Source organism: Alteromonas macleodii (assembly GCF_903772925.1).
GTDB lineage: Bacteria > Pseudomonadota > Gammaproteobacteria > Enterobacterales > Alteromonadaceae > Alteromonas > Alteromonas macleodii_A.
In genome coordinates this window covers 2,751,580-2,773,168 of record NZ_LR812090.1, presented here as the reverse complement: position 1 = coordinate 2,773,168, position 21,589 = coordinate 2,751,580, and the positions used below count along the sequence as shown (strand labels likewise).

Below are 21,589 nucleotides of genomic sequence, written 5' to 3'. Positions count from 1 at the left end.
GTCTTAGCAGCTATTGTCGCCATTTATCCATCGATTTACATCATCACTTAAATTTAAGTCTGTGCCTAAGTTAAACTCACCTTCTCGAACAGATACCTCGCTACCGTAGGTTGAGTGGGTAACGGTGACGTGTAAAAAAGGATATTGCGGGGTGCTCCCTTCTTTACGACTGGCCGTGAGTTTGTAGCCGTTTTGTATTGTATATGTGTTTACGACTATATCGCTATGGATTGGCTGATGCAGTGTGGACCAGCATCGGTTTGCATTGTATTCAATGCGGTCAACTATTTTTTCAGGTTCTTGGTTGGTGGAAATAGAAGAGGTCGGCAAGATCACCATGCAGCCTGAAGCAAATGCCGTTATACAAATTGCTAGAATTACGTGGTTAAATGAGCGGCTGAACATTCTGCAGCGTTTAATTTTCATCATAAGTCCCTAAAATTGTTATAATTATACTCGTAAGGATTTTATATTAGCTTATTTTTATGAACAGTGGCTGAACAGAATACTGGCTAGCGTTCATCTTGACTCTATCGCTTTGCAAATTAATTAAATCTTGGGTTTGTCAGTAGGGATAGCCGATTCTTTTTCGGTGAGATGTGACTTCCAACGCTGCTGGGCAACGTGCGCTTTCACCAATTCCAAGCATTCATTTACAACGTTAAGCACTTCTTTATCTAGTGCGTCAGCAGTAGGAGTGTAGTCGTGCATGCCGACTGAAATGAAATGGTCGATGCGCTCTGCATCTAAGTCGCTCAATAGGTTTACTAGCGATGTAGTAACGATATCGGTGACTGACTCTTCCAACGTATTTTCAATGGTTTTGCCGATAACAGGAAGGTAATGCAGCGAGGATACTTGTGCATTGCTTCTCACTGCTTTTCCCACGCTTTTTCGGACGTGCTCTCGAATCACCTCACCATGTTCTTCACTTTGAATAGATTGCCCTAAATGGTTGATAACGCCAGCCATCCATTGGGTTATGACAAGACGGCGGGGCGCTAGCACCTGTGCATTGATATCGTCTAACAAAGGCGAGCCCGCTGAAATATCTTTTTGCGCATCGCTTAGCACTTTAACAACAATCCGGTCGCTAAGTTCTTCAACAAACACGTCGTAATAAAAGGCAAAAAAGCGAAAGACGGCGGTTTGATTTAAATCGATAATTTCGAACTTGTGCAAGCGGTGTAGTATGGAGAATATTCGCAAGAAGCGAAACAGACGAGTAGGGCCAGTTGGTATTAAGCCAATAATGTCGTACCAATGCAAAAACGGAAAGAAGTACCAGCGTAAGTGCTCTTTACGAACAATAGCAACGGCCCAACGAAAACAGAACTCGGTAAAAAATATGGCAATGAAGACTAAATCGACCAACAAAAAATTGGCGTGAATTGGATCGTAAGCGTTTAGAAAGCCGGGGAAATATGTACCTAAAAGACCGTATACAAAATCTGTAGCATAAAGCGCATCGAAAATAAGCCACGCTAGATTTACAAACAGTATACCTAGCATGACTAAATCTAAAATTAACCAAGGCGTTTCGTGACTATTTCGCAGATTTTCTCGGTTAATTCTTAGCATTTCCATATCCTTTTCGTGATTTAACGTATGATATGACCGCTTAAAGGAAAACGCGTTAATGCTAATCTAGGCCGAGTCACTAGCTCGATGCGTTCAACCTTGTCACGTCTACATACAGTTTAAGTCTTTGACCGGGTTGCAGATAGCGCTTAGTGTTTAGCGAGTTCCACTTGCCAATGTCACTTACCTTAACATTGAACTTGCTGGCGATACGAGATAACGAGTCACCGTTTCTTACTGTGTAGGTCAGCTTTTTTGTAACCTCGGCTTGCGCTTTGCCTTTCTGCCAAATAACCAAAGTTTTTCCTGGACGAAGCGTATCACCTGGCGCCATGCCGTTCCATTTAGCTAACTGCTTAGTACTTACTTTGTACTTACGCGCAATATCCCATAGCGTATCACCGGATTTAACGGTGTGACGCACTTTTTGCTGTGAAGAGCTGTTGTTTTGTAAACTGGCCAAACGTTGCTCTTGCGATAAGGTATAGCTGTCTAACTCTTGAAGCGCTACAGGTACCATTATCGCTTGACCTATTCTGATCATTGATGAGTCTAACTCATTTATCCTTTTCAGCACTTTCACTGTTGTGTGATATTGCTTTGCAATTTTACCTAAGCTATCGCCAGACTTAACGGTGTGACGTACCCAGTTGAGACGCTCTTTTTGATCAATCTTAGCAAGGGCTTGCGAAAACGCAGGAGCTTTATCAAGGGGAAGTACTAAGCGGTGTGGACCATCTGGGGATGTAGCCCAGCGATTAAACCCAGGGTTTAATCCATGAAGCTCTTTCAAAGACATGCCGGCAAGCTCGGCCGCAAACGCTAAATCGACCTGAGAGCCAATATCGACTACCTCGATAACGGCAACGTTTTCCACTTCTGGCCATGAGTACGCATATTCATCTTTGTTTTTAAGAATATCAGCAAGGGCTAATAGCTTAGGCACATACGCACGTGTTTCCTTGGGTAAGTTCAAGTTCCAAAAATCGGTAGGTTTACCTGCACGTTTGTTAGCTTTAATCGCTCGTTGAACACGGCCTTCACCACTATTATAGGCTGCTAGTGCGTGTAGCCAGTTACCGTCAAACATCTCATTTAAATAGGTAAGATAATCCAGTGCACCTTGTGTTGACGCAACAACGTCGCGGCGCCCGTCGTACCACCAGTTTTGGTCCATACCAAACCGCTTACCGGTGCCTGGGATAAATTGCCACATACCGGCTGCTCTACCATGAGAATAGGCGAAAGGGTCGAATGCGCTTTCTACGATAGGCAAGAGAATTAACTCCATCGGCATGTCACGCTTTTCAATTTCTTCTGCGATGTAGTAAAGAAATGGCTTGGCACGTTTAACAACGCGAGCCATGTATTCAGGGTGCTTTAAGTACCACTTTCTCTGTGCACTTAGACGTTTATTGTCAGGGATAGGTAAAGCAAAGTTTGCGCTAGCACGTTCCCACACGTCTGTTACAACAGCCTGCGTATGCATGTCAGGTGTCGCGGTAAGTTCGGCACCTTCTTCTAGCGTATCGTCATTTGGGTGCACGACTTCAACAACGCCATCTCTTGCTAACTCACAATCAGAAATAGCTTCTTCATTGCTATGAATTTCACTGCACGCTTCTAGCGAAGCATTTTCGTTACTTTCTAATTGCGTGTTGTCACTATTATTATCTGTTATCTGACAACCCGTTAAACCTATCGCCAACAACAATGGCGATAGAGGGAAAAACTTCAACTGCATATATGAAGAAACCTCTTGGAGCACTGCAAACCGGCAATATTACGATAATCGGCTTACTTTTGCATCAAAACTCATCTTTCCAGCGGCGAACTGCAGCAAATACCGCTACATCGTCAGCCAGGTTATTTTCGCAATAGGCTTCGGCAGCAGTTTTCACAGAAAGTTCATGAGCTCGTAAAAATGGGTTTATGCTTTTTTGCTCTTTTAGGGTACTTGGTAAAGTAGGTTGATTCTGTTCTCGCTTAGCGTTAACCCAATCTGAGTAGTCGTTTAGTGCCGTATTGTCAGGCTCAACAGCAAGAGCAAATGCAACGTTTGCTTGCGTATATTCGTGGGCGCCGTACACCTTGGTAGTGTCAGGCAATCGCTTTAACTTATTCAAAGAATGATGCATTTGTTCGGGCGAGCCTTCGAATAAACGCCCGCAGCCAGCGGAAAACAACGTATCACCACAAAATAGTACGCCATGCCCAAAAAACGCAATGTGATCTAGCGTGTGACCCGGCACCTCCATAACTTGAAGTGCCATTTTAAACACGGGAAGAGAAACTGTGTCGCCCTGCGCCACCGATTTAGTGATGCCTCTTATATGGTTGCCTCGTGGCCCTATAACCGGTAAATCCGGTACGGTAGATACTAGCTTAGCAATGCCACCAGTATGATCTCTATGATGATGGGTAATAAGCACTGCACTAAGCGTTAAATTATTCGCTTTTAGGAAAACTAATACAGGTTCAGCATCGCCCGGGTCAACGACTATAGCGCTGTTACCGTTGTGAATGCACCAAATGTAGTTGTCAGTAAAAGCGGGGATAGGATGAATTGTTACATCTGAAGGAAGCGTTTCTGCCGTCATAAGAGTACCTGCTTGTGTAGGTAGAATTATGCGTTACTATAGGGACTTGTGAACAGCAGAGCAACCTAAGAGCGCGCAGTGTTAATGAGATCGGCCTTTAGAGCCAAACCGCCTCGCTACCCTACAAGCTGGGATGATTTCCCCGCAGGTGAGCATATCCGCGATGCCGTGAGTACAGTGTGTAGCGATTATGCTGAGCGCATATTTGGGTATCACTTTGTTAAGCTAGGCTCTTTAAGTGCCGAGATTAATTTAAACACTAGCCCTATTAGGCACCACATCAATCAAGTGCCATTTGATAATCAATTTGGCTGCCAATCAGACGACAACACTGCATCTAATAATACCTCAGACAATAATGTTGCACCTTCACAATCACAGGATGGAAGGCGCGAATCAACCATTAGCAGAGAAAATATCATTGTAGGGCAGTCGCATTCCTTACCTTTTTCTGAAAATAGTATTGATGGCTTTCTATTGGCTAACGAGTTAGATTTCGCTCAAGACCCTCACGAGATATTAAGAGAGGTAGACCGTGTTATTACGCAAAACGGTTATGTCATCATAAGTGGCTTTAACCCATTAAGTCTTGCCGGTATCGCCAAGTTCCTACCCGTTAAGCGCGGAAATATTTTGCACGATGCACGTTTTTTTACATCCTATCGCATTAAAGATTGGCTTCAGTTGCTGGGATTTGAAATTGTTGAACAACGTCAAGTAATGTTCTCAACGCTCTTTTTTCAACAAAAGTGGAAAGGGGCGGTTAAACTTCAGGATTATTTATCCTCTTATTTACCTTGGTGCAGCGCGGTATATGTAATCCTCGCGAAAAAGCGGGTAATCCCTATGACGGCCATAAAACCTAAACGTAATTTAAAACCGCGTTTTTCGGCGGTGGGGGCCAGCGTACGGACTTCCTCGGTAAATCGTACGCTGCGTCAGCGGTGTTAATGTATATGTCACGCGCACGTAGCGCGGGCCAGGCTTTTAACTAAAAGGCTGTAACAAGCGTTAACCCTTTTAGGTATTTGGTTGATTGCTGTACCAGACCCTTAGGCTTTAGCGTTTATAACCCAATCTGAAGGGGAGATGGAGATAGCCTAGAAAGCTATCTCCACGTTAGTAGGTTACTCTTTGTTTGCTTTATAGAGATGCACATCTCGCTGCGGGTAAGGGATGCTAATACCTTCTTCATCAAAGGCTTTCTTAACTTTTTCCTGCATATCCCAGTAGTAAGGCCACAAATCATCTGTACCGACCCACGGTCTAAACATTAGGTCGACTGAATTATCACCTAACCCACCTACGCAGATCCTAGGTGCAGGTTCGGTCAATGAACGCTCGTCTTCTTCAAACAAACGCTGCAAAATTTTCTTTGCTTTGTCGATATCGTCATCGTAGCCAATACCAAATGTCATGTCGCAGCGGCGTTTATCGTATACGCTAACGTTAGTTAGTGTGGCATTGGACAGATTCCCGTTGGGAATAACAACACGCCTATTGTCAAAGGTGTTAATTACAGTGTAAAGAATTTGTATTTCTGCAACAGAACCTAAATGGCCTTCTGCTTCAATGGTGTCACCCACTTTAAAGGGTTTGAAAATCAGTATTAGTACACCGCCAGCAAAATTAGCCAGGCTGCCTTGTAAAGCTAAACCTATAGCCAAACCTGCCGCCCCAACTACTGCAATAAATGAGGTGGTTTCAATACCTATCATAGAGGCAACAGAAATCAACAACATGACTTTTAAAACGGCACTAATAAGCCCGCATAAAAATTTGTTTAGCGTGGGGTCCTTTTTTCCTATTCGGTGATCCAATAGGTTAACAAAACGATTCACCAACCAAAGACCCACCACCAAAGTAAGAATAGCCAATAGCAATTTGGGGGTGTAAGTCATCACCAGTGATATGGCTTTTTCGGTTAATTCCGATAAATTGATATTTGTACCGAAGAAATCTTCCATAAGTGCCTCTTTCATTAATAAATCACGCTGACTACGTTATAGAAAGAGGGTTAGATCGCTATCGATTAACGCAACTTAAAGTCGCCTTTAATTGTGGCGGTCGCTAGCTCATATTGCAGCAAGGTATTAAGAAATAATGTAATTGCCTAAAGAACATTTAAATGAAGGTTGAATCTAATAGCTATCTGTATATTAAAGTTAGAAATCGACGTCACCGCAAAAATAATGAAAAGGCTCACTTGTTTAAAAGCTAAGGTCTGAAAGGCTCTGTACGTAAGTTATTAGATGATAACTACTTTATATTCGATTCAATGAGTTACTTTAGGCGGGTAAAGGACATATAACAATCTTCATATGCAGGGGAGGTGTCATGACTAACTTGTTAAATAATTTCTCAGTGTCCATTGACCTGGACTTTGAAAACCACGATGTTTGAATTTAAAAATGCAATACTGCTACCCAACCGTTTACAGTTAAAAAGCTCTAACCAGAAGGCATTGATGAATGGCTTTGTTTGTTACACATTGAGGTGAAAGAGGCCGTTGTTATTTCGGTTAGGCTCTCTAGTGTCCTTACCGTTCATGCATTGCAAATGTATTCGTATGTCACTGCATTTCCCATTCGAGCTGCGACGTTAGTGCAATATCGTTAGGCCAACTTCTTAGTTGGCCCTATAGATGATTCGTCAGATACTGAACTGACTCTAGACCTTTTTTAAGTTTCCAGAAAAGATAAAGCCGCTGAAATTGAGTAGTGATGCGTCCAGAGATCTCAATCCACTCGTTGAACGTAGGCGCATGTTAGTGAAAGACAAACGTCTCGCAGTCAATTGGCTTATTCTGTGAATTTTTACTCTTTTGGTCGGACATTGAAGCAGTTAAAGCGCGCAATATAGAAAAATCTTAGAGAATATTCAGTAAACCTGGCCAGAATTGTAGTGCAAGACGGATGGGAATTCGCGCAAATAGGCGGGTTCAGTTTACATGCCTTTATATTTGTAGAGAGTCACTAAACAGAGAAGCCGGAATGGCTATGCCTCTACATAGCGGGACTTGGTACTAACAATTGAGCATAATCGATAACAGAACGGTGCGTTATGAATTAAGGACACCTCAAGCTATGGAACTACGCAGAATAAACCTCATTCGTTTTTTGGATCTTTGCATCGGACAGCTAGCGACGTGCTTAGGTCGCGGCCCCTCAGCAGAGAAGAGTAGTCCTTGCTTAGTTGCACACTTGCATTAGTCTTAAAAACTACCTTGTGCGCACCATCGATTGAGCAGGTTATTGAGATACAGAGATATTTCGGATTGGGCGCCTTAACTGTTCTATTCCGAACTATAGGCTAACCGCGAATTCTTCGTGTTGATGCCACACTTGATAACTTTTGTATAGTAAAGCTCATGACTTTAATCTTTCTTAAACGCGATAAGATCTCCTATACTTGGCGGAATTATTGAGTGCTTATTTACATTCCATCATTTATATTGAGTTACTTGATGTAGCTTGCAGTGATACTAACGACCATGAGTAAATTAAAATGTTGGATAGTATCGAATTTCAAATCCCACTGTCATACCATTCACATCTATAGATGAATCCGGTTTATCCTTTTTAAGATGGTATTTAGCTGAAAAGCCGCATGTCAAACTGTCCGCCAAAATATAGTGAAAATTCAAGCTGTAATGAGGTATTACATAGGATTTTTGTGTATTCAGAGTGATAGTGTCTAATACTTCCCCTTGTGAGAAGCTTGTAGTTTCGGTACTTGAAAATTCTTTAATTGTATAATTAGTTGTTGAGTCCCAATCAATTCCTGTGAACCCTACTCCTAAAGTCCAGTCAGATTGATTTGAATTCAATTCAAAGTTGAACATATCAGAAAGAATTCTGCTTATTGATGTTTCAATGGAAATTTCATAATTGACAGACATTTTTGATTCTACACTTGTTTGGTAGAAGAAGCTCGAGGCGTCATTTGAACTTGCTACCTTCACCGGTGTTAAAAAGCTATTTTCGATATCGAGGAACGGGAATCGAGCTGATATAGTAAAGTAGGGTGTCTTCCCAATAGCACTGAGTGATGGGAAGCCCTTATGTGAAAAACTTCCGCTGAAAGTGTTTTCTTCTAGGGTCGTTGAAAAAAAGTTTAGGTGCGAAATATCAAGAGATTCTCTTATTTTGTAATCAACTACAGGGATATAAGAGTACGACAAACCAACGCCTCCGATAAATCTCGCTGAATTTATATATTTTTTGGAAAACAGTGAGAGCTCTTCTACGAAGCTATTAGCCGTATATTTGTAGTTTTTATCTTCATTTGTGGTTAACTTCCGTGCAACTAATGTAGCGTCAGTCAAAAGAGATTTGAATCTTGTACGTGTTTGATGGCTTAAGTTCCCATTGAAGTGTAATTGATCTTTGTAACTGGCTTCCCTTAATTGATCCGAAAGGATATCGACTTTTTTTACAAGACAATTCAAATCTGTTTTTTTATCATTCCCTGATAATTTGCAATTGGGTGCTACATTGGTAATATCAACAGAGTAATTTAAATTGCTAAATAAAAGCTGCAATGATTTAACGCCTTCCCAAACTATATCAGCGTCTGTGTTTTTGTCCTGTATTATTGCCAGTAACGCTTCATAAGCTTTTCCGATGATTGGATCAGATAGATCAATACTCTTAGACAACTCTAAATAATTCTCGCTGGTTAGTTTAAGAGGTATTCCGTTGGCTTTGTCAGTTTCATCTGATTTTACCTCAAACGAGAAAGTCGATATGTAAGCAAAAGCAAAATAAAGTATAGATTTAGATAGTTTGAAGTTCATAGGAATTCCTTTTCTCATAAAACACAAATTTAAAACTTATTCGAGAAATATTCAATAAATATTGATCAATTTTTAATCAGCTTGTCTCCGTCATTAGTTAGGTTTTGGTGGTGTACTAGCCTCTCAAGTACAATAAGTTCAAACTCTTCTTTAGCATGCACTCGTGAGGTTGTCGAATTATGGTTATAAAATTGTTAATCGATGGTTCTTTTCGCAAATTGAACAAATGGAACTCTTGAACGAGGTAAGTTAGTTGAAGAACTCGGTTCTGTCAGTACGCTAAGGGAAACGTATGACCTTGAAGTTATTCACGGTAAATGTAAATTTTGTTATGAGTCACCAAAAATAAGGAACAGTTCTCTCTGTTCAAATGCTCTTTTCTATGCAGTTCAAGAAATCTAGAGCCCACGAAATGCAAGTTTTTGCGAGTCAGATTATTAAACTCAGTTGTTGACCCGTCTTTAAAACAAACATGACGGCATTAAATATTGATTCTCAATACTCGCCATTTTGCATTAATCATCGAGCCCAATGTTTACGGCGGTATGGGGGTGTTTCGTGGCCGTGTTATTCAAACCTCAATGTGGCGTTGAGAAAGTTTCAGCATCAGGTAGAGACGCCTAACAGGCGTTTAGCTCAGATTCTTGAAGGTCTATTGTTATCTTCGAGCAACCTTAGCTATCGTACTAGTTTCTACTTAGTTTTGCATGAATCCAAGATTCTCCTTATAGATGAATATTTCACATCCAACTTTTGAATGCGAGAACCCAATTGAATAGTTCTAGAAAGGGGGGAATATTGAGCTTGCGCGGAGGTGGAATTGTACCTTGAACCTATCTATAAGATATTGTGCTTCACGAATCAGAGAATTTTATTAACAGCTAAATAAAAAGGTGACACCCCGTCGCTTAATAGCGCTGACTGTCACCTTACTTTTTTATATGTTCGCTTTGAAGCTTACTTAACGCGCATACCCGGCTTTGCACCTTCGTGCGGCTCAAGAATGTATAGCTCGTCGCCGCCAGGGCCCGCGGCTAATACCATGCCTTCACTCATGCCAAAGCGCATTTTACGAGGAGCGAGGTTCGCCACCATTACCGTATGTTTACCGATTAGGGCTTCAGGCGAGTAGGCCGACTTAATACCTGCAAAAACTTGCTTAGTTTCGCCGCCTAAATCTAGTTCTAAACGTAAAAGCTTGTCAGCTTTTTCTACGTGTTCAGCTTTAGCGATACGTGCAATACGTAAATCTACCTTGGCGAACTCATCAAACGAGATAGTGTCGCTAATAGGGTCTTTAGCAAGCGGGCTGTCTGGGTCGATTGCCGGTGCTGCTGGCGCTAGGCTTTCTTTTGAATCTTCAACCATGGCGTCGATTTTCTCCATTTCTACACGCTGCATCATCGGCTTAAACTTGTTGATGGCGTGGCCTTTCAATAGGGTTTGCAGTGAATTCCAGTCAAACGAGTCGTTTAGGAATTCTTCTGCTTTTTCTGCAAGTACCGGCAGTACAGGTTTTAAGTAAATTACCAACAGACGGAACATGTTGATACCTAGCGAGCACACATCGTGTGTGAACTGCTGCTTAGTCTCGTCTTTAATAGTTACCCAAGGTGCATTGTTATCAATGAACTGGTTCGCTTTATCAGCAAGAGCCATGATTTCGCGCACGGCTTGGTGGTACTTACGCTTCTCGAAAAGTGCAGCAATGCTTTCAGATGCGTTTTGGAACTCAGCAATAAGTTCTGGCTCAATCACGTTTTCAGACAGCTTTCCGTCAAAACGCTTAGTGATAAAGCTTGCACAGCGGCTTGCAATGTTAACCACTTTACCTACTAGGTCTGAATTCACTTTTTGTGCGAAGTCAGTAAAGTTAAGGTCGATGTCGGTAACACCGTCGCCCAACTTAGACGCAAAGTAGTAACGCAGATATTCTGGGTTCAGGTGGTCTAGGTAGGTACGGCCTTTAATAAAGGTACCGCGCGACTTTGACATTTTCGCACCGTTTACGGTTACAAAACCGTGAATATTTACGCCAGTAGGCTTACGGTATCCCGCACCTTCTAGCATGGCAGGCCAGAATAGGCAGTGGAAGTAAGTAATATCCTTACCGATAAAATGGTAAAGCTCAGCCTCTGAGTCTGCTTTCCAGAAGTCATCAAACTCTAAGTTGTTTTGGTCGCAGAAGTTTTTGAAACTTGCCATGTAGCCAACAGGCGCATCTACCCACACGTAGAAGAACTTGTTCGGCGCACCTGGAATTTCAAAGCCGAAGTAAGGCGCGTCACGGCTGATGTCCCACTGTTGAAGACCTTCAGTAAACCATTCTTGCAGCTTGTTAGCCATTTCTTCCTGCAGGGCACCTGAGCGGATCCACTCTTTTAACATGCCTTCAAACTTTGGCAGGTCAAAGAAGAAGTGCTCAGACTCACGTAGTACTGGTGTAGCACCCGATACAACGCTGCGCGGGTTCTTTACTTCTGTTGGGCTATACGTTGCGCCACATACGTCACAGCTGTCGCCGTTTTGATCTTCTGCACCACAGCTAGGGCAGGTACCCTTAACGAAACGGTCTGGCAAGAACATTTCTTTTTCAGGGTCGAACAGCTGATTAATGGTGCGTTTACTGATGTAGCCCGCATTATCTAAACGGGTGTAAATTTCTTCACACAATGCCTTGTTTTCTGGCGAATGGGTTACATAGTAGTTGTCGTAATCAACGTGAAAATCAACAAGGTCTTGGTGGTGTTCAGCACGGGTTCTAGCCACCATTTCTTCTGGTGTAATGCCAAGCTCTTGGGCTTTAAGCATAACCGGTGTACCGTGTGCATCGTCGGCGCAAACACTGTAACATTCGTTTCCGCGAAGGCGCTGAAAACGAGTCCAGATGTCGGTTTGAATGTGTTCTAGCAAATGACCTAAGTGAATAGAACCATTTGCGTATGGCAACGCACTGGTTACCAGAATTCGGCGTTTTTCTGACATAATGACGTTATTGATTCTTTGCGTTTCAAAATGGCTGCAAATACTAGCGGAAAACCGCGTTTTTTGCATCTCGTAATTCACACAATTCTACTACTAGTAAGGCATTTTATGTTCTTTTCTCGCAAAGCAGAGCCGCTAACGCAAAAGGTTGCTGTTATTTTAGCCAAGTATTTCTCGCTAGACGTAGACGATACCTTACCTTGGTGTGCTTTTAGTCAGCCAGAAAATGAAGATGCAGGCGTTACGGTTACTTTGCCATTTTGCATTGCTACACAGTTAGATACGCTTAAACAAGAAGCGCTTAACCAGCTAAAAGGGAAGCTTGGCGATGACCAGCTTACGTTTAAACAAAACGTTGCCAGTGGAGAAACTGAAGTAGCACCGGTCACCAACATTAAAAACATCATAGCAGTGGCCTCTGGCAAGGGCGGTGTAGGTAAGTCGACAACCAGTATCAATTTAGCGTTTGCGCTTATGCAAGAAGGCGCGAAAGTAGGTATTTTAGATGCCGATATTTATGGGCCGTCTATTCCCATTATGTTGGGCAACCCCGACGCACACCCTGAAAGCGAAGATAATAAGCACATGCAGCCCCTTATGTCGCATGGGCTGGTGGCGAACTCAATAGGTTATTTAGTGCCTCAGGAAGACGCGGCCGTATGGCGAGGGCCAATGGCAAGCAGGGCATTAAAGCAGTTGCTAGATGAAACTTTGTGGCCCGTGCTGGATTACTTAATTGTAGATATGCCACCAGGAACAGGCGATATCCAACTGACGATGGCGCAACAAGTACCGCTGACTGCTTCAGTGGTAGTTACAACGCCGCAGGACTTAGCACTAGCCGACGCTCAAAAAGGCATAAGCATGTTTGAAAAGGTCGATGTGCCAGTACTCGGGCTTATCGAGAACATGAGCTATTACCAATGCAGAGCCTGCGGCACCAAAGACTATGTGTTTTCAAAAGACGGGGGCGAGGCGCTTGCCGAACGCCACGGACTGCCGCTTTTGGGACAGCTACCGCTTGATATTCATATTCGCGAGCATGGCGATGCAGGTACACCTTTGTTACTTGCCTCACCCGACGGTGCTTTAAGTGAAAGTTACCGTGAAGCTGCGCGGGCATTGTCTATGCAATTAGCCCTTACCGTTGAGCCACGCAAAGGGGCGGTTAAACACATCAAAGGCGACCCAATTGGCATTATTGGGAAAGATTGAAAAAGGAAAAAGATTGAAAGAGATTTGGTTAAGTAATAACAGGTGACGCACAATAGTGTTGAATGTTTAGTTTAAAGCCTAGTTAGATGCTGAACCAAGGAAAAATAGAGGCAAGTTTTGGCGCTTAAATTTAAAATTCGCTAAAACTTTATAAAAATTGCGCAAAAGCAGATAAAACAAGCCTTTGAGCAGTTGAATGCATGCGGTGACATACGCATAATAGCGGCCTAACGAAATGAGGAATACACCATGCGCTTGTGCGACCGCGATATCTACCAACATCTTCAAGATGGGAAAATAAAAATTGAGCCTACACCTAATTATGATCAGATTAGCGGTGTAACGGTAGATATCCGCCTTGGTAACAAATTTCGTGTGTTTGAAGACCATCAAGCACCGTTTATTGATTTAAGTGGGCCAAAAGCGCAGGTACAAGAAGCGCTGGACCACGTAATGAGCGACGAAATTGAACTAGAAGAAGGTAAAGCCTTTTTCTTACACCCAGGCGAATTAGCACTGGCCATTACTCACGAGTCAGTAACGCTGCCGGATAATATCGTTGGTTGGCTAGACGGGCGCTCTTCACTGGCGCGTTTGGGTTTAATGGTTCACGTGACGGCTCATAGAATCGACCCAGGTTGGTCTGGTAACATCGTTCTTGAGTTTTACAACAGCGGTAAATTACCTTTAGCGCTTCGCCCTAAGATGAAAATAGGCGCACTAAGCTTTGAAGTGTTATCAGCCCCAGCTGAAAAACCTTATAACGCCAGAGTTGATGCGAAATATAAGGATCAAGCCGGTGCAGTAGCCAGCCGTATTTCGTCAGACGACGAAAGTAAGTAAAACAACCTAAAAACAATTTTTTTGGAAAAGCCTCGTGCGTTTCCCGCTAATTACTGATAGAAAATATAAAAGCAATAACCAGGGTTTCTGCCCTGGCACTTATAATAAAGCTATTAGTAACGGGAAGCGCAATGCATACAAATCCTGAACCTTCTTCAGATATTCAACAACGAAAGCCAACACGCAAAAACAGCATTATTCTTTTCGCGCTTATTGCCGCTGTTTTGGGTGGCATGGGGTTGTGGGCTGTAGATCAGCCTAGCGAAATAATCTTTACTGCTGCGATCACACTATTTGTAGCGATACTTTGGGTAACTGAAGCACTTCCCATTCCCGCTACCTCACTTTTACCTTTCGCGCTGTTTCCGCTATTTGGTGTGCTGTCACACAGTGAAGCTGCGTCAGCGTTAGGAAGTCATGTCATTATATTATTAATGGCTGCCTTTATGCTGTCAAAAGGGTTGGAGCGCGCTAATTTACACAAGCGATTTGCTATTTACATGCTGCGTGTAACAGGCAGCGGCAGCCCGCTTAAACTGGTGTTGGGCTTCATGCTGACAACTGCAGTACTTAGTATGTGGATTAGTAACACGGCTACAGTTTTAATGATGTTGCCAATGGCTATCGCCATTATTAATGCAGTAGATAACCCGCGATTTGGCGTGGCCCTTATTCTGGGTATTGCGTATTCGGCAAGTTTAGGTGGGGTAGGCACGCCAATTGGCACACCACCGAATATTATATTCATGAGCGTATATGAAGAAACACTAGGTGTTGAATACAGCTTTATCGACTGGATGAAAACGGGTGTACCCATTGTGATCCTTGGTGTGCCGATTATGGCTTTATGGTTAGCACGCGGTATAAAAGAAGTGGGAAACATCGATTTACCTATACCAAGCACCTGGACGAAAGCCGAAAAGCGTGTACTTGCCATTTTTGGAACGGTTGCAATGGCGTGGATATTCAGACCTTTTTGGACTGCATGGATAGGGGTAACTACTATCAGTGATAGCACTATAGCCGTAGCGGGTGTTGCCGCCATGTTTTTCACCAATAGCGGCAATGATAACGGTGAAGTAGACGCAAAAGGCAACCGCGACAAACTACTAGATTGGAAAACTGCTAACGATATCCCATGGGGAATGTTGCTTTTGTTTGCGGGCGGTATTTGTATTGCAAAAGCATTTATGTCTTCAGGCTTAAGTGTGCTGATGGGCTCGTGGTTAACAGGGCTTGCAACCTTACCCGTTTTACTACTTGTACTGGGCATTTGCTTGTTCGTAACTTTCCTCACGGAAATTACTTCAAACACAGCAACATCTACATTGCTAATGCCAATATTGGCCGCAGCAGGTCTGGCGGTAGGCGTTGACCCTAAATTACTTATGATACCGGCGGCCATTAGCGCAAGTTGTGCTTTTATGTTGCCCGTAGCAACAGCACCTAACGCCATTGCGTACTCAACTGAAAAGTTCGATATTAAAACCATGGCAAGAGAAGGAGTAATGTTGAACCTGCTGGTGGCGCTAGTCGTAACTGCGGTGTGCTACGTTACCTTGGCCTGATATCAAAAAAGCGGCAACTAGGTGTTTTAATGCAGAAATTTGCAAAGATGGTTAGCAATTGAGCGCTTAAACAGGCTTATTGCTAAATTCCGTTGCATTGTGAACAAATTTGAGTAGACTTACTCGCTCTTTCGGTCGGTGTGTAGCGCAGCCTGGTAGCGCACTGTCATGGGGTGTCAGGGGTCGGAGGTTCAAATCCTCTCACACCGACCAACTTCTCATATTTTTCAATGACTTACCCCGCTCATTGATTGCTCGCGAAATAAGCGTCCCAAAACTGTCCAATAATTGTCGGCTCTACCCCATAAACGGGGGATCAGCATTCACCTTACACGATTGATAACACCATCCCATCCGCAATGGGTCATCACTCTTATTCGATAATTTTCGGCTCTACCCCATAAACGGGGGATCAGCATTCACCTTACACGATTGATAACACCATCCCATCCGCAATGGGTCATCACTCTTATTCGATAATTTTCAAAGTTTCTAAAACCATACGCTCTTCTCGATATCATTTCCATTTTGTTGTGGAAGCCTTCAGTGATCCCGTTGTTTCGTGTAAAGCGCCACATGGCGATGATAGGTTGCAACCACGAAGTTAAGGTTTTGGCCAGTGCACGAAGTGGACTGTGATGTAACTGTTCAAGCAAGTCTAAGAACCTCGGTAATGTCTTCTCCATTCGTTTTTCATTCATAGTCTTTAACAGCATATACCTGATGAGCTTCTGTTTGACCTCATACAGTGTTTTTAACACTGGATAGTCAACTAAGTAGCGTTGTAGGTTGCTGTTATTCTCTTCGCTTAAATGCCATTGATGTCGTCGCATCAAACTAAGTAAACCCCGATTCTTACGTCCTTCAGGATGGTGTTGCTGCCACGCTTTTAAGAAATGATGGTTTATCAAGCGCACTACATGAAAACGGTCAGCGACTATCGTAGCATTAGGGAAATAGCGTTTGGCAATACCACGATAGGTTTCCGATAAGTCCATCGCGATGAGCTTAACGTTCTCTTTATTGGGAAGGTGGCGCAAGTACGAGCGTAAACTTAATTCAGAACGTCCCAGTTTTACATCAAACACACTACGATGTCGTAAATCTACAAACGTCGTCGCATAACCCTTCTTACGGGTAAAAAAGTGTTCATCTATCCCCAACATCTCTGGGCAGGGTCGACTGATAATCTCTTTATATTTTTGGCTGATGTGTGATTGGTACCAACGCTCTACCGTAGTGGGACTAATGCGATGTGTGCGAGAGATACCACGTTGCGTAACACCACCGTGATGCGCCTCAAAGACTTCTAAGCGAAAGCACTCCGATGCCCGGTAGCGTGGCCGGATCCCAACAAAAGGGTGCCTGAAATAACGACCACAGCATCGACAATGATATTTAGGCACCTTTAAATGTAGCGTTAGCACCTGATTACCTTGGCGCGTGTGCTTCACAGTGCGCTTATGTGTGGCTTTTATGCGTAAATGTCGACTCTCACAATGCTTGCATAGCGGCTTTTTAGTGGGCTTTGCCCACACTTCAATAAAATCATGTCGATGAACACGTTCTATTTCTAACTCACTTATGCCTAAAATAGTACCTGCGTGGGACATCTGTACTCTCCATTAAATGATTCTTCGCAAAATCAGTTTAATGAATGCGGATGTCCCCCGTTAATGATGAAGAGCCTTTCAATCCAGAAACCCTAGATTATGTTTACGAACATAAGAACGAGCAATTTGTTACGAATGGTTTTGTTATCTCAGACGGTCTCGCAAATCAGCTTCCAGAAGAGCTCAGGAAGAAATATTTCGAGCCATCTGAACGATGCTTATTGTTCTTACTATTCGAGCTACAAATCGTTGGCTTTATCAATTCAGATGAAGTCGATGATGGAGAGTTTGAAAATGTTTTCGGTGTAACGAAACATCGTTACTTTTCAGCCGAAGCAATTGATGAATGGCCTGAGCAGGTTGAACTACTTTAAGGGCTGCTTTGCAGCCCTTTTTTCATCCAGTAAACATAAAACCATTTATTTCAATTTTTAGATTGCGCGTTTAGCTGTAGTTGCTTATATCTGAGCTAGAGCTCGCACACGTGCTTTGAGACCTAACCTGAAAGATATTTAAATGTCATAAGTTTACGTGTTTACATGATTTTTCCTGCTGCGTTTCTGTGCGCAGTGCAGACCCTAAGGCGATATACTTTCCATCGCAAAAGGCAGAGGCCTAAAAAGCAAAGTGTATACTCAGGTTTCGCATGCTCCTTTACTTCCAGTCGGTTGAGCCCAAGGCATTATCAGCGTACTTAGATATATTACTTGCCAGCGTAGCCATTTTGTCGAAGCTATTTATACCCGAAGCACCACCAAAGAATGGGACAACAAATACCAGAGTGTTATTGTCATTGCAACGCGCAACATTGAACATTTCACCGTCGTCTACAGTGGTCAAATCGCAGTCGAAAAAGCGAAAAAAGGACATCATCGAGCCTTTGCCGGTACATACTATTACTCGCGGACTATGTTTTTTTACTAAGCTTTGAAAGAAACGCCCTCGATGTGAAATACACCATTCTATATAAACGTCGAAAGAATGCAGTCCTATGAGCTTAGCCATATCGCTATCCCAAGATACACTGGAGCGATTTTTGAAAGAAATAGGAAAAGCGTTCATCTTAAATCCAATGCCATCCGAGCACATAAGTTTGTGTTTAACAGCTTGTTCTTTATGCCCATGTTCCCAGTCATAGAGATAACTGTATAGCCAAGCAATCTTATTATTGTATTGATATTTAAGACGCTCTTGTACCTGTCCATCCCAGTTGCCCACATTGAAAGGTCCCTCCATTGCCTTTTCTAGATCAGCCAAGTCTTTAAACTCCGTTCCCCATTCCAAGCCACATACCCAAACACTTGAATCTAAATTTCCACCATCACAGCCGTAGTGGGAACATGCAAATTGTTTGAATTTCTCATTTAAATGGCGCTTCGTCATTACTTAATCCTTTATCCTTTCAACTTAAACACAAAACTTACATCTAACCTGCGTCATAACTTGTCGCAGCGTTCAAAAATCATTTACTTTATACAAATTGGATAATGCGGTGACTTCATTTTTAATTGTTTGTCGCAAATTCGTAGGCGCGAGCACTTCAATACTGCTCCCTTGTGAACGTAGCCACCATCTGAACTGCCAAGAATCCTTGACGGTGGCAGTAAGGTTAAGCCAGTCAGTATTAGTTTCTTTAACCTTCATATCATGGGATAGCGGAGTCTCAAAAAGATAGTTGATGACCGAACGATGAATTCGAGCTTCAAAAGCAATGTCACCACTCAAACTAAATTCAGCAGCACCAGAATCGATATAATGTTGCAACGAAAAATTTACTGGCTTATCAATATTGTCCTCCAGCTGTTCAGCGGCATTTATTCTCTGTAACGCATACAAACGGATATCACTGTAGCTAAATGCTGTGGCAGCTAAATAAAGTATCTTACCTCGCTGAATCAACCCGAGGGGGTGTAACACGAGTGTTTTAGCCTCTTCTGCCCAAACACCCGAATAAACAACTTTTACTTGCTTATCATCTAGCAGAGCACTCTGGATAATGTTAAGGACTTGTCCGTCAATAGCTGGAGGGAGTAAAGGCATTGATGGTGTTCGAATGGCGACTTTATCCGTCCATTGAGCAAGAGCATGATCTCTATTCGCTTCTTGCAAATGTTTTTTAGCATATTCGAAACGTGGCTTTAATGGTCTTAAAACCGAGGGTGGCAGTAGTGGAGCTACAACTTCTTCGGTTATTGCCAGGGAAACACAATCACTGATGCTGAGATTAGGTATATCAAACGAAGCATTATCCATCCAGCGCCAGCCATAAGGTCTACTTTTGTCGTTACAGAGCAAGGGAAACTGTCGAGACAGCTCATTTAAATCTCGCTCTACAGTACGCTTTGAAACATTAAAACCTAAGCTTGTAAGCCTTTTCACTAGTTCTCTGGCCGATATACCTACGCCAACTGAAGGTAAGAGTCTCAAGATTTCCCACTGGCGACTTAGCGTATTCCGTTCTGTTATCTGACTCATCTCAATTCGTCCTTACACGTGCGACACATATTGTCGCGCCTTGTAATCACTATACCTTATCTTATTTTACTGAATGATCATTCGAAGGAGTGCAAAAATGCTCTACAAAATAGAAGAACAAGCCACCGTTTTTAAGAAATTAGAACCTTTGGAGTTCAAAGACTTTTCGAGTTTTGGAAAGCTTGCGGATAATCTAGAGAACTTAATTGCAAGTAGTATTTTAGATGTATTGTTTGAAGAAGCTAGATTAATGCCTGCGTTTCAGCGAAAACAGCGGCCAGTAGGAGCGGATATATATGCTCTCAATGAAATTGGTGAATTATTATTATTTAGCTTAAAGCGTTCAACTGATGGGGAAGACGCCGTCAATCAAGCTCTAAGATACATGCAAAACGCTGGTCAATGGAGCTACCAAAAATTAGAAGAAAAATTTATACGGCATAGTCAAAACGAAACGTCGCTAGTTCAAGCTCACAAAGAAGCTTTCGGCCTTGAGCACGAACTAGAGCCTGAAAAAATGAACAATAAACAACATCTATTAGTTATCGGCAGTGCAGCCGATCAATCACTAATTTCTCACGTTGATTACTGGAAGAAGAACGGTATTTCTATTTATTACCTACCATATAGGTTTTATGAACTCGCTGGAGAAAATTACTTTGAATTCTTTGCACTTCCACATGATCAACACAAAAACCCAAGAGTTGTGAAAGGCGTAATATTCGACACAAATCGTCGTTGGGATGAGAACTCTATTTGGTCGATGATAGATAATAGTCGTCTTGAAGCATATGGTGACGCAAAGAATTTTGTTCACGATATTCATGTAGATGATATTGTTTTCTTTTCGCACGAATGGTGCGGCTTAATTGCTGCCGCAAAAGTAAAAGGTGAGATTAAAGTTCTAGACAGTGAAACTCTGTATCGAGATGTAGAATTTTTGACTCCTACCCCGAACCGGAAGGATAACAGAATGTTGGCTATGCCTTTTTCACAAGTGAAACTAAAAACGGGTAAAACTTTCTTTTGGGCTAGGACTGTAAAGATACCTTATCTGTCAAAAAGTGAAGCACTTGAGTTAGTTGAAGTGCTTAATAATTATTTATATCAAACATAGAAAGTCGCGAATTCCGGAATACTTCGTAGCCGCACTTTTGAGTGACAGAAGTCGGCTATGAGCGTAGAGCGGACATCTAACATCTCGTCCCATTAAAACACTGAATATGATTTTTCAAGAGAAAGGGGAGGCAATGAAAATCACAGTAATAAATTGTAGTAGTGTGATAACCAAGGGAACTTGACGGTCTAACTACCAAGCGATTTTGACGCTTTGAAATTAGCATCGGTTTGAGGCTATGACAATAGACTTTTCTCCGTAGTCGTGGCTAGGTAGCGTTCAATCTCTGCCGCAGTTGCCTTAATAGACATTCCTGTATTGTCTAAATGGAATGTTTTTACCTTTGGTATATCAGTTGAAAAATCAAATTTATCTAGATAATTGTCAAGGTACTCTTTCGACTGAATCTTGTTGGTGTTTTTCCGTCTTTCGTCGATAACTCTGCATACGTGCTCATCGTAAGTACAAGATAATCTTATGAAATTAGGGCTAATGTCGTTTCGCTCTAACATTTCAAGCAGGTCGTTAATGAAATAGTTACTAGCGGGGTGAACATAGCAAAACGTAAACACCAATCCATTGGTGTTGTTATCGATCAGCGTTTGGAAGGCTTCAATGCATGTCTGACGCTGATATGCCTCAAAGCCATCATTACCGAATCCGATCACTGCACACGAAATGTCGAAGGCCAAATGCTGTGGAAACAATCGCCAGTTTTTTCTTTTTGCCAGCTCCCTAGCAACACTTTCCTTACCTACTCCAGATGGACCATATATCATCGTAAATTTCAAAAC

The 21,589-nt window shown here is 42.5% G+C and carries 17 protein-coding genes and 1 tRNA gene; 7 read left to right on the top strand and 11 right to left on the bottom strand.

From position 1 onward, the window contains the following. Positions 1-3: 3 nt before the first annotated feature. From PCAR9_RS12025 to gloB, 4 genes are all read right to left on the bottom strand, one after another. On the bottom strand, positions 4-426 hold the full coding sequence (locus PCAR9_RS12025) for a halomucin (RefSeq protein WP_232091185.1): 423 nt from the start codon (positions 424-426) through the stop codon (positions 4-6). Between the two features lie 123 nt (positions 427-549). Beyond that, positions 550-1,581 (bottom strand): ion transporter, encoded by a 1,032-nt coding sequence (locus PCAR9_RS12020; RefSeq protein WP_179983800.1) that lies wholly within the window; start codon positions 1,579-1,581, stop codon positions 550-552. Between the two features lie 79 nt (positions 1,582-1,660). Next, positions 1,661-3,325 (bottom strand): lytic transglycosylase, encoded by a 1,665-nt coding sequence (locus PCAR9_RS12015; RefSeq protein ID WP_179983799.1) that lies wholly within the window; start codon positions 3,323-3,325, stop codon positions 1,661-1,663. 64 nt (positions 3,326-3,389) lie between these two features. Continuing rightward, a complete protein-coding gene (gene gloB / locus PCAR9_RS12010; RefSeq protein WP_179983798.1) occupies positions 3,390-4,181 on the bottom strand; it encodes a hydroxyacylglutathione hydrolase in 792 nt (263 codons plus the stop codon). A gap of 84 nt (positions 4,182-4,265) precedes the next feature. On the opposite strand from gloB, the gene PCAR9_RS12005 reads away from it, so the two are divergent. Beyond that, entirely contained in the window at positions 4,266-5,132 is an 867-nt protein-coding gene (locus PCAR9_RS12005; RefSeq protein WP_179985220.1) for a methyltransferase domain-containing protein, read from the top strand. A 176-nt stretch (positions 5,133-5,308) separates the two neighbouring features. Here PCAR9_RS12005 and PCAR9_RS12000 read toward each other — a convergent pair whose 3' ends face one another. From PCAR9_RS12000 to metG, 3 genes are all read right to left on the bottom strand, one after another. Next, positions 5,309-6,148, bottom strand: coding sequence for a mechanosensitive ion channel family protein (locus PCAR9_RS12000; RefSeq protein WP_179983797.1), 840 nt, complete (start codon positions 6,146-6,148; stop codon positions 5,309-5,311). Positions 6,149-7,683: 1,535 nt separating this feature from the next. Next, complete coding sequence (locus tag PCAR9_RS11995) at positions 7,684-8,979, bottom strand: hypothetical protein (RefSeq protein WP_179983796.1); 1,296 nt, start codon at positions 8,977-8,979, stop codon at positions 7,684-7,686. 957 nt (positions 8,980-9,936) lie between these two features. Further along, complete coding sequence (gene metG, locus PCAR9_RS11990) at positions 9,937-11,964, bottom strand: methionine--tRNA ligase (RefSeq protein WP_179983795.1); 2,028 nt, start codon at positions 11,962-11,964, stop codon at positions 9,937-9,939. A 108-nt stretch (positions 11,965-12,072) separates the two neighbouring features. Between metG and apbC the strand changes: the two genes are divergently transcribed. From apbC to PCAR9_RS11970, 4 genes are all read left to right on the top strand, one after another. Beyond that, on the top strand, positions 12,073-13,179 hold the full coding sequence (gene apbC / locus PCAR9_RS11985; RefSeq protein WP_179983794.1) for an iron-sulfur cluster carrier protein ApbC: 1,107 nt from the start codon (positions 12,073-12,075) through the stop codon (positions 13,177-13,179). A 249-nt stretch (positions 13,180-13,428) separates the two neighbouring features. After that, positions 13,429-14,022 (top strand): dCTP deaminase, encoded by a 594-nt coding sequence (gene dcd / locus PCAR9_RS11980; protein WP_179983793.1) that lies wholly within the window; start codon positions 13,429-13,431, stop codon positions 14,020-14,022. Between the two features lie 131 nt (positions 14,023-14,153). After that, the gene (locus tag PCAR9_RS11975) at positions 14,154-15,590 is read left to right on the top strand and encodes an SLC13 family permease (RefSeq protein ID WP_136782890.1); all 1,437 of its coding nucleotides are present in this window, start codon (positions 14,154-14,156) and stop codon (positions 15,588-15,590) included. Positions 15,591-15,726: 136 nt separating this feature from the next. Then, a tRNA-Pro gene (locus tag PCAR9_RS11970) sits at positions 15,727-15,803 on the top strand. Positions 15,804-16,009: 206 nt separating this feature from the next. On the opposite strand, the gene PCAR9_RS11965 is transcribed toward PCAR9_RS11970, so the two are convergent. Further along, positions 16,010-17,203 (bottom strand): ISL3 family transposase, encoded by a 1,194-nt coding sequence (locus PCAR9_RS11965; protein ID WP_179982529.1) that lies wholly within the window; start codon positions 17,201-17,203, stop codon positions 16,010-16,012. A 50-nt stretch (positions 17,204-17,253) separates the two neighbouring features. Here PCAR9_RS11965 and PCAR9_RS11960 point away from each other — a divergent pair, with 50 nt between their 5' ends. Continuing rightward, a complete protein-coding gene (locus PCAR9_RS11960; protein WP_232091184.1) occupies positions 17,254-17,577 on the top strand; it encodes a hypothetical protein in 324 nt (107 codons plus the stop codon). A gap of 280 nt (positions 17,578-17,857) precedes the next feature. On the opposite strand, the gene PCAR9_RS11955 is transcribed toward PCAR9_RS11960, so the two are convergent. Further along, on the bottom strand, positions 17,858-18,586 hold the full coding sequence (locus PCAR9_RS11955) for a hypothetical protein (RefSeq protein WP_179983792.1): 729 nt from the start codon (positions 18,584-18,586) through the stop codon (positions 17,858-17,860). A gap of 72 nt (positions 18,587-18,658) precedes the next feature. Beyond that, complete coding sequence (locus PCAR9_RS11950) at positions 18,659-19,678, bottom strand: helix-turn-helix transcriptional regulator (protein ID WP_179983791.1); 1,020 nt, start codon at positions 19,676-19,678, stop codon at positions 18,659-18,661. Between the two features lie 97 nt (positions 19,679-19,775). On the opposite strand from PCAR9_RS11950, the gene PCAR9_RS11945 reads away from it, so the two are divergent. Next, positions 19,776-20,795, top strand: coding sequence for a PDDEXK family nuclease (locus PCAR9_RS11945; protein WP_179983790.1), 1,020 nt, complete (start codon positions 19,776-19,778; stop codon positions 20,793-20,795). A gap of 236 nt (positions 20,796-21,031) precedes the next feature. Here PCAR9_RS11945 and PCAR9_RS11940 read toward each other — a convergent pair whose 3' ends face one another. Then, positions 21,032-21,586, bottom strand: coding sequence for a DEAD/DEAH box helicase family protein (locus PCAR9_RS11940; protein ID WP_232091183.1), 555 nt, complete (start codon positions 21,584-21,586; stop codon positions 21,032-21,034). Between the last annotated feature and the right edge of the window lie 3 nt (positions 21,587-21,589).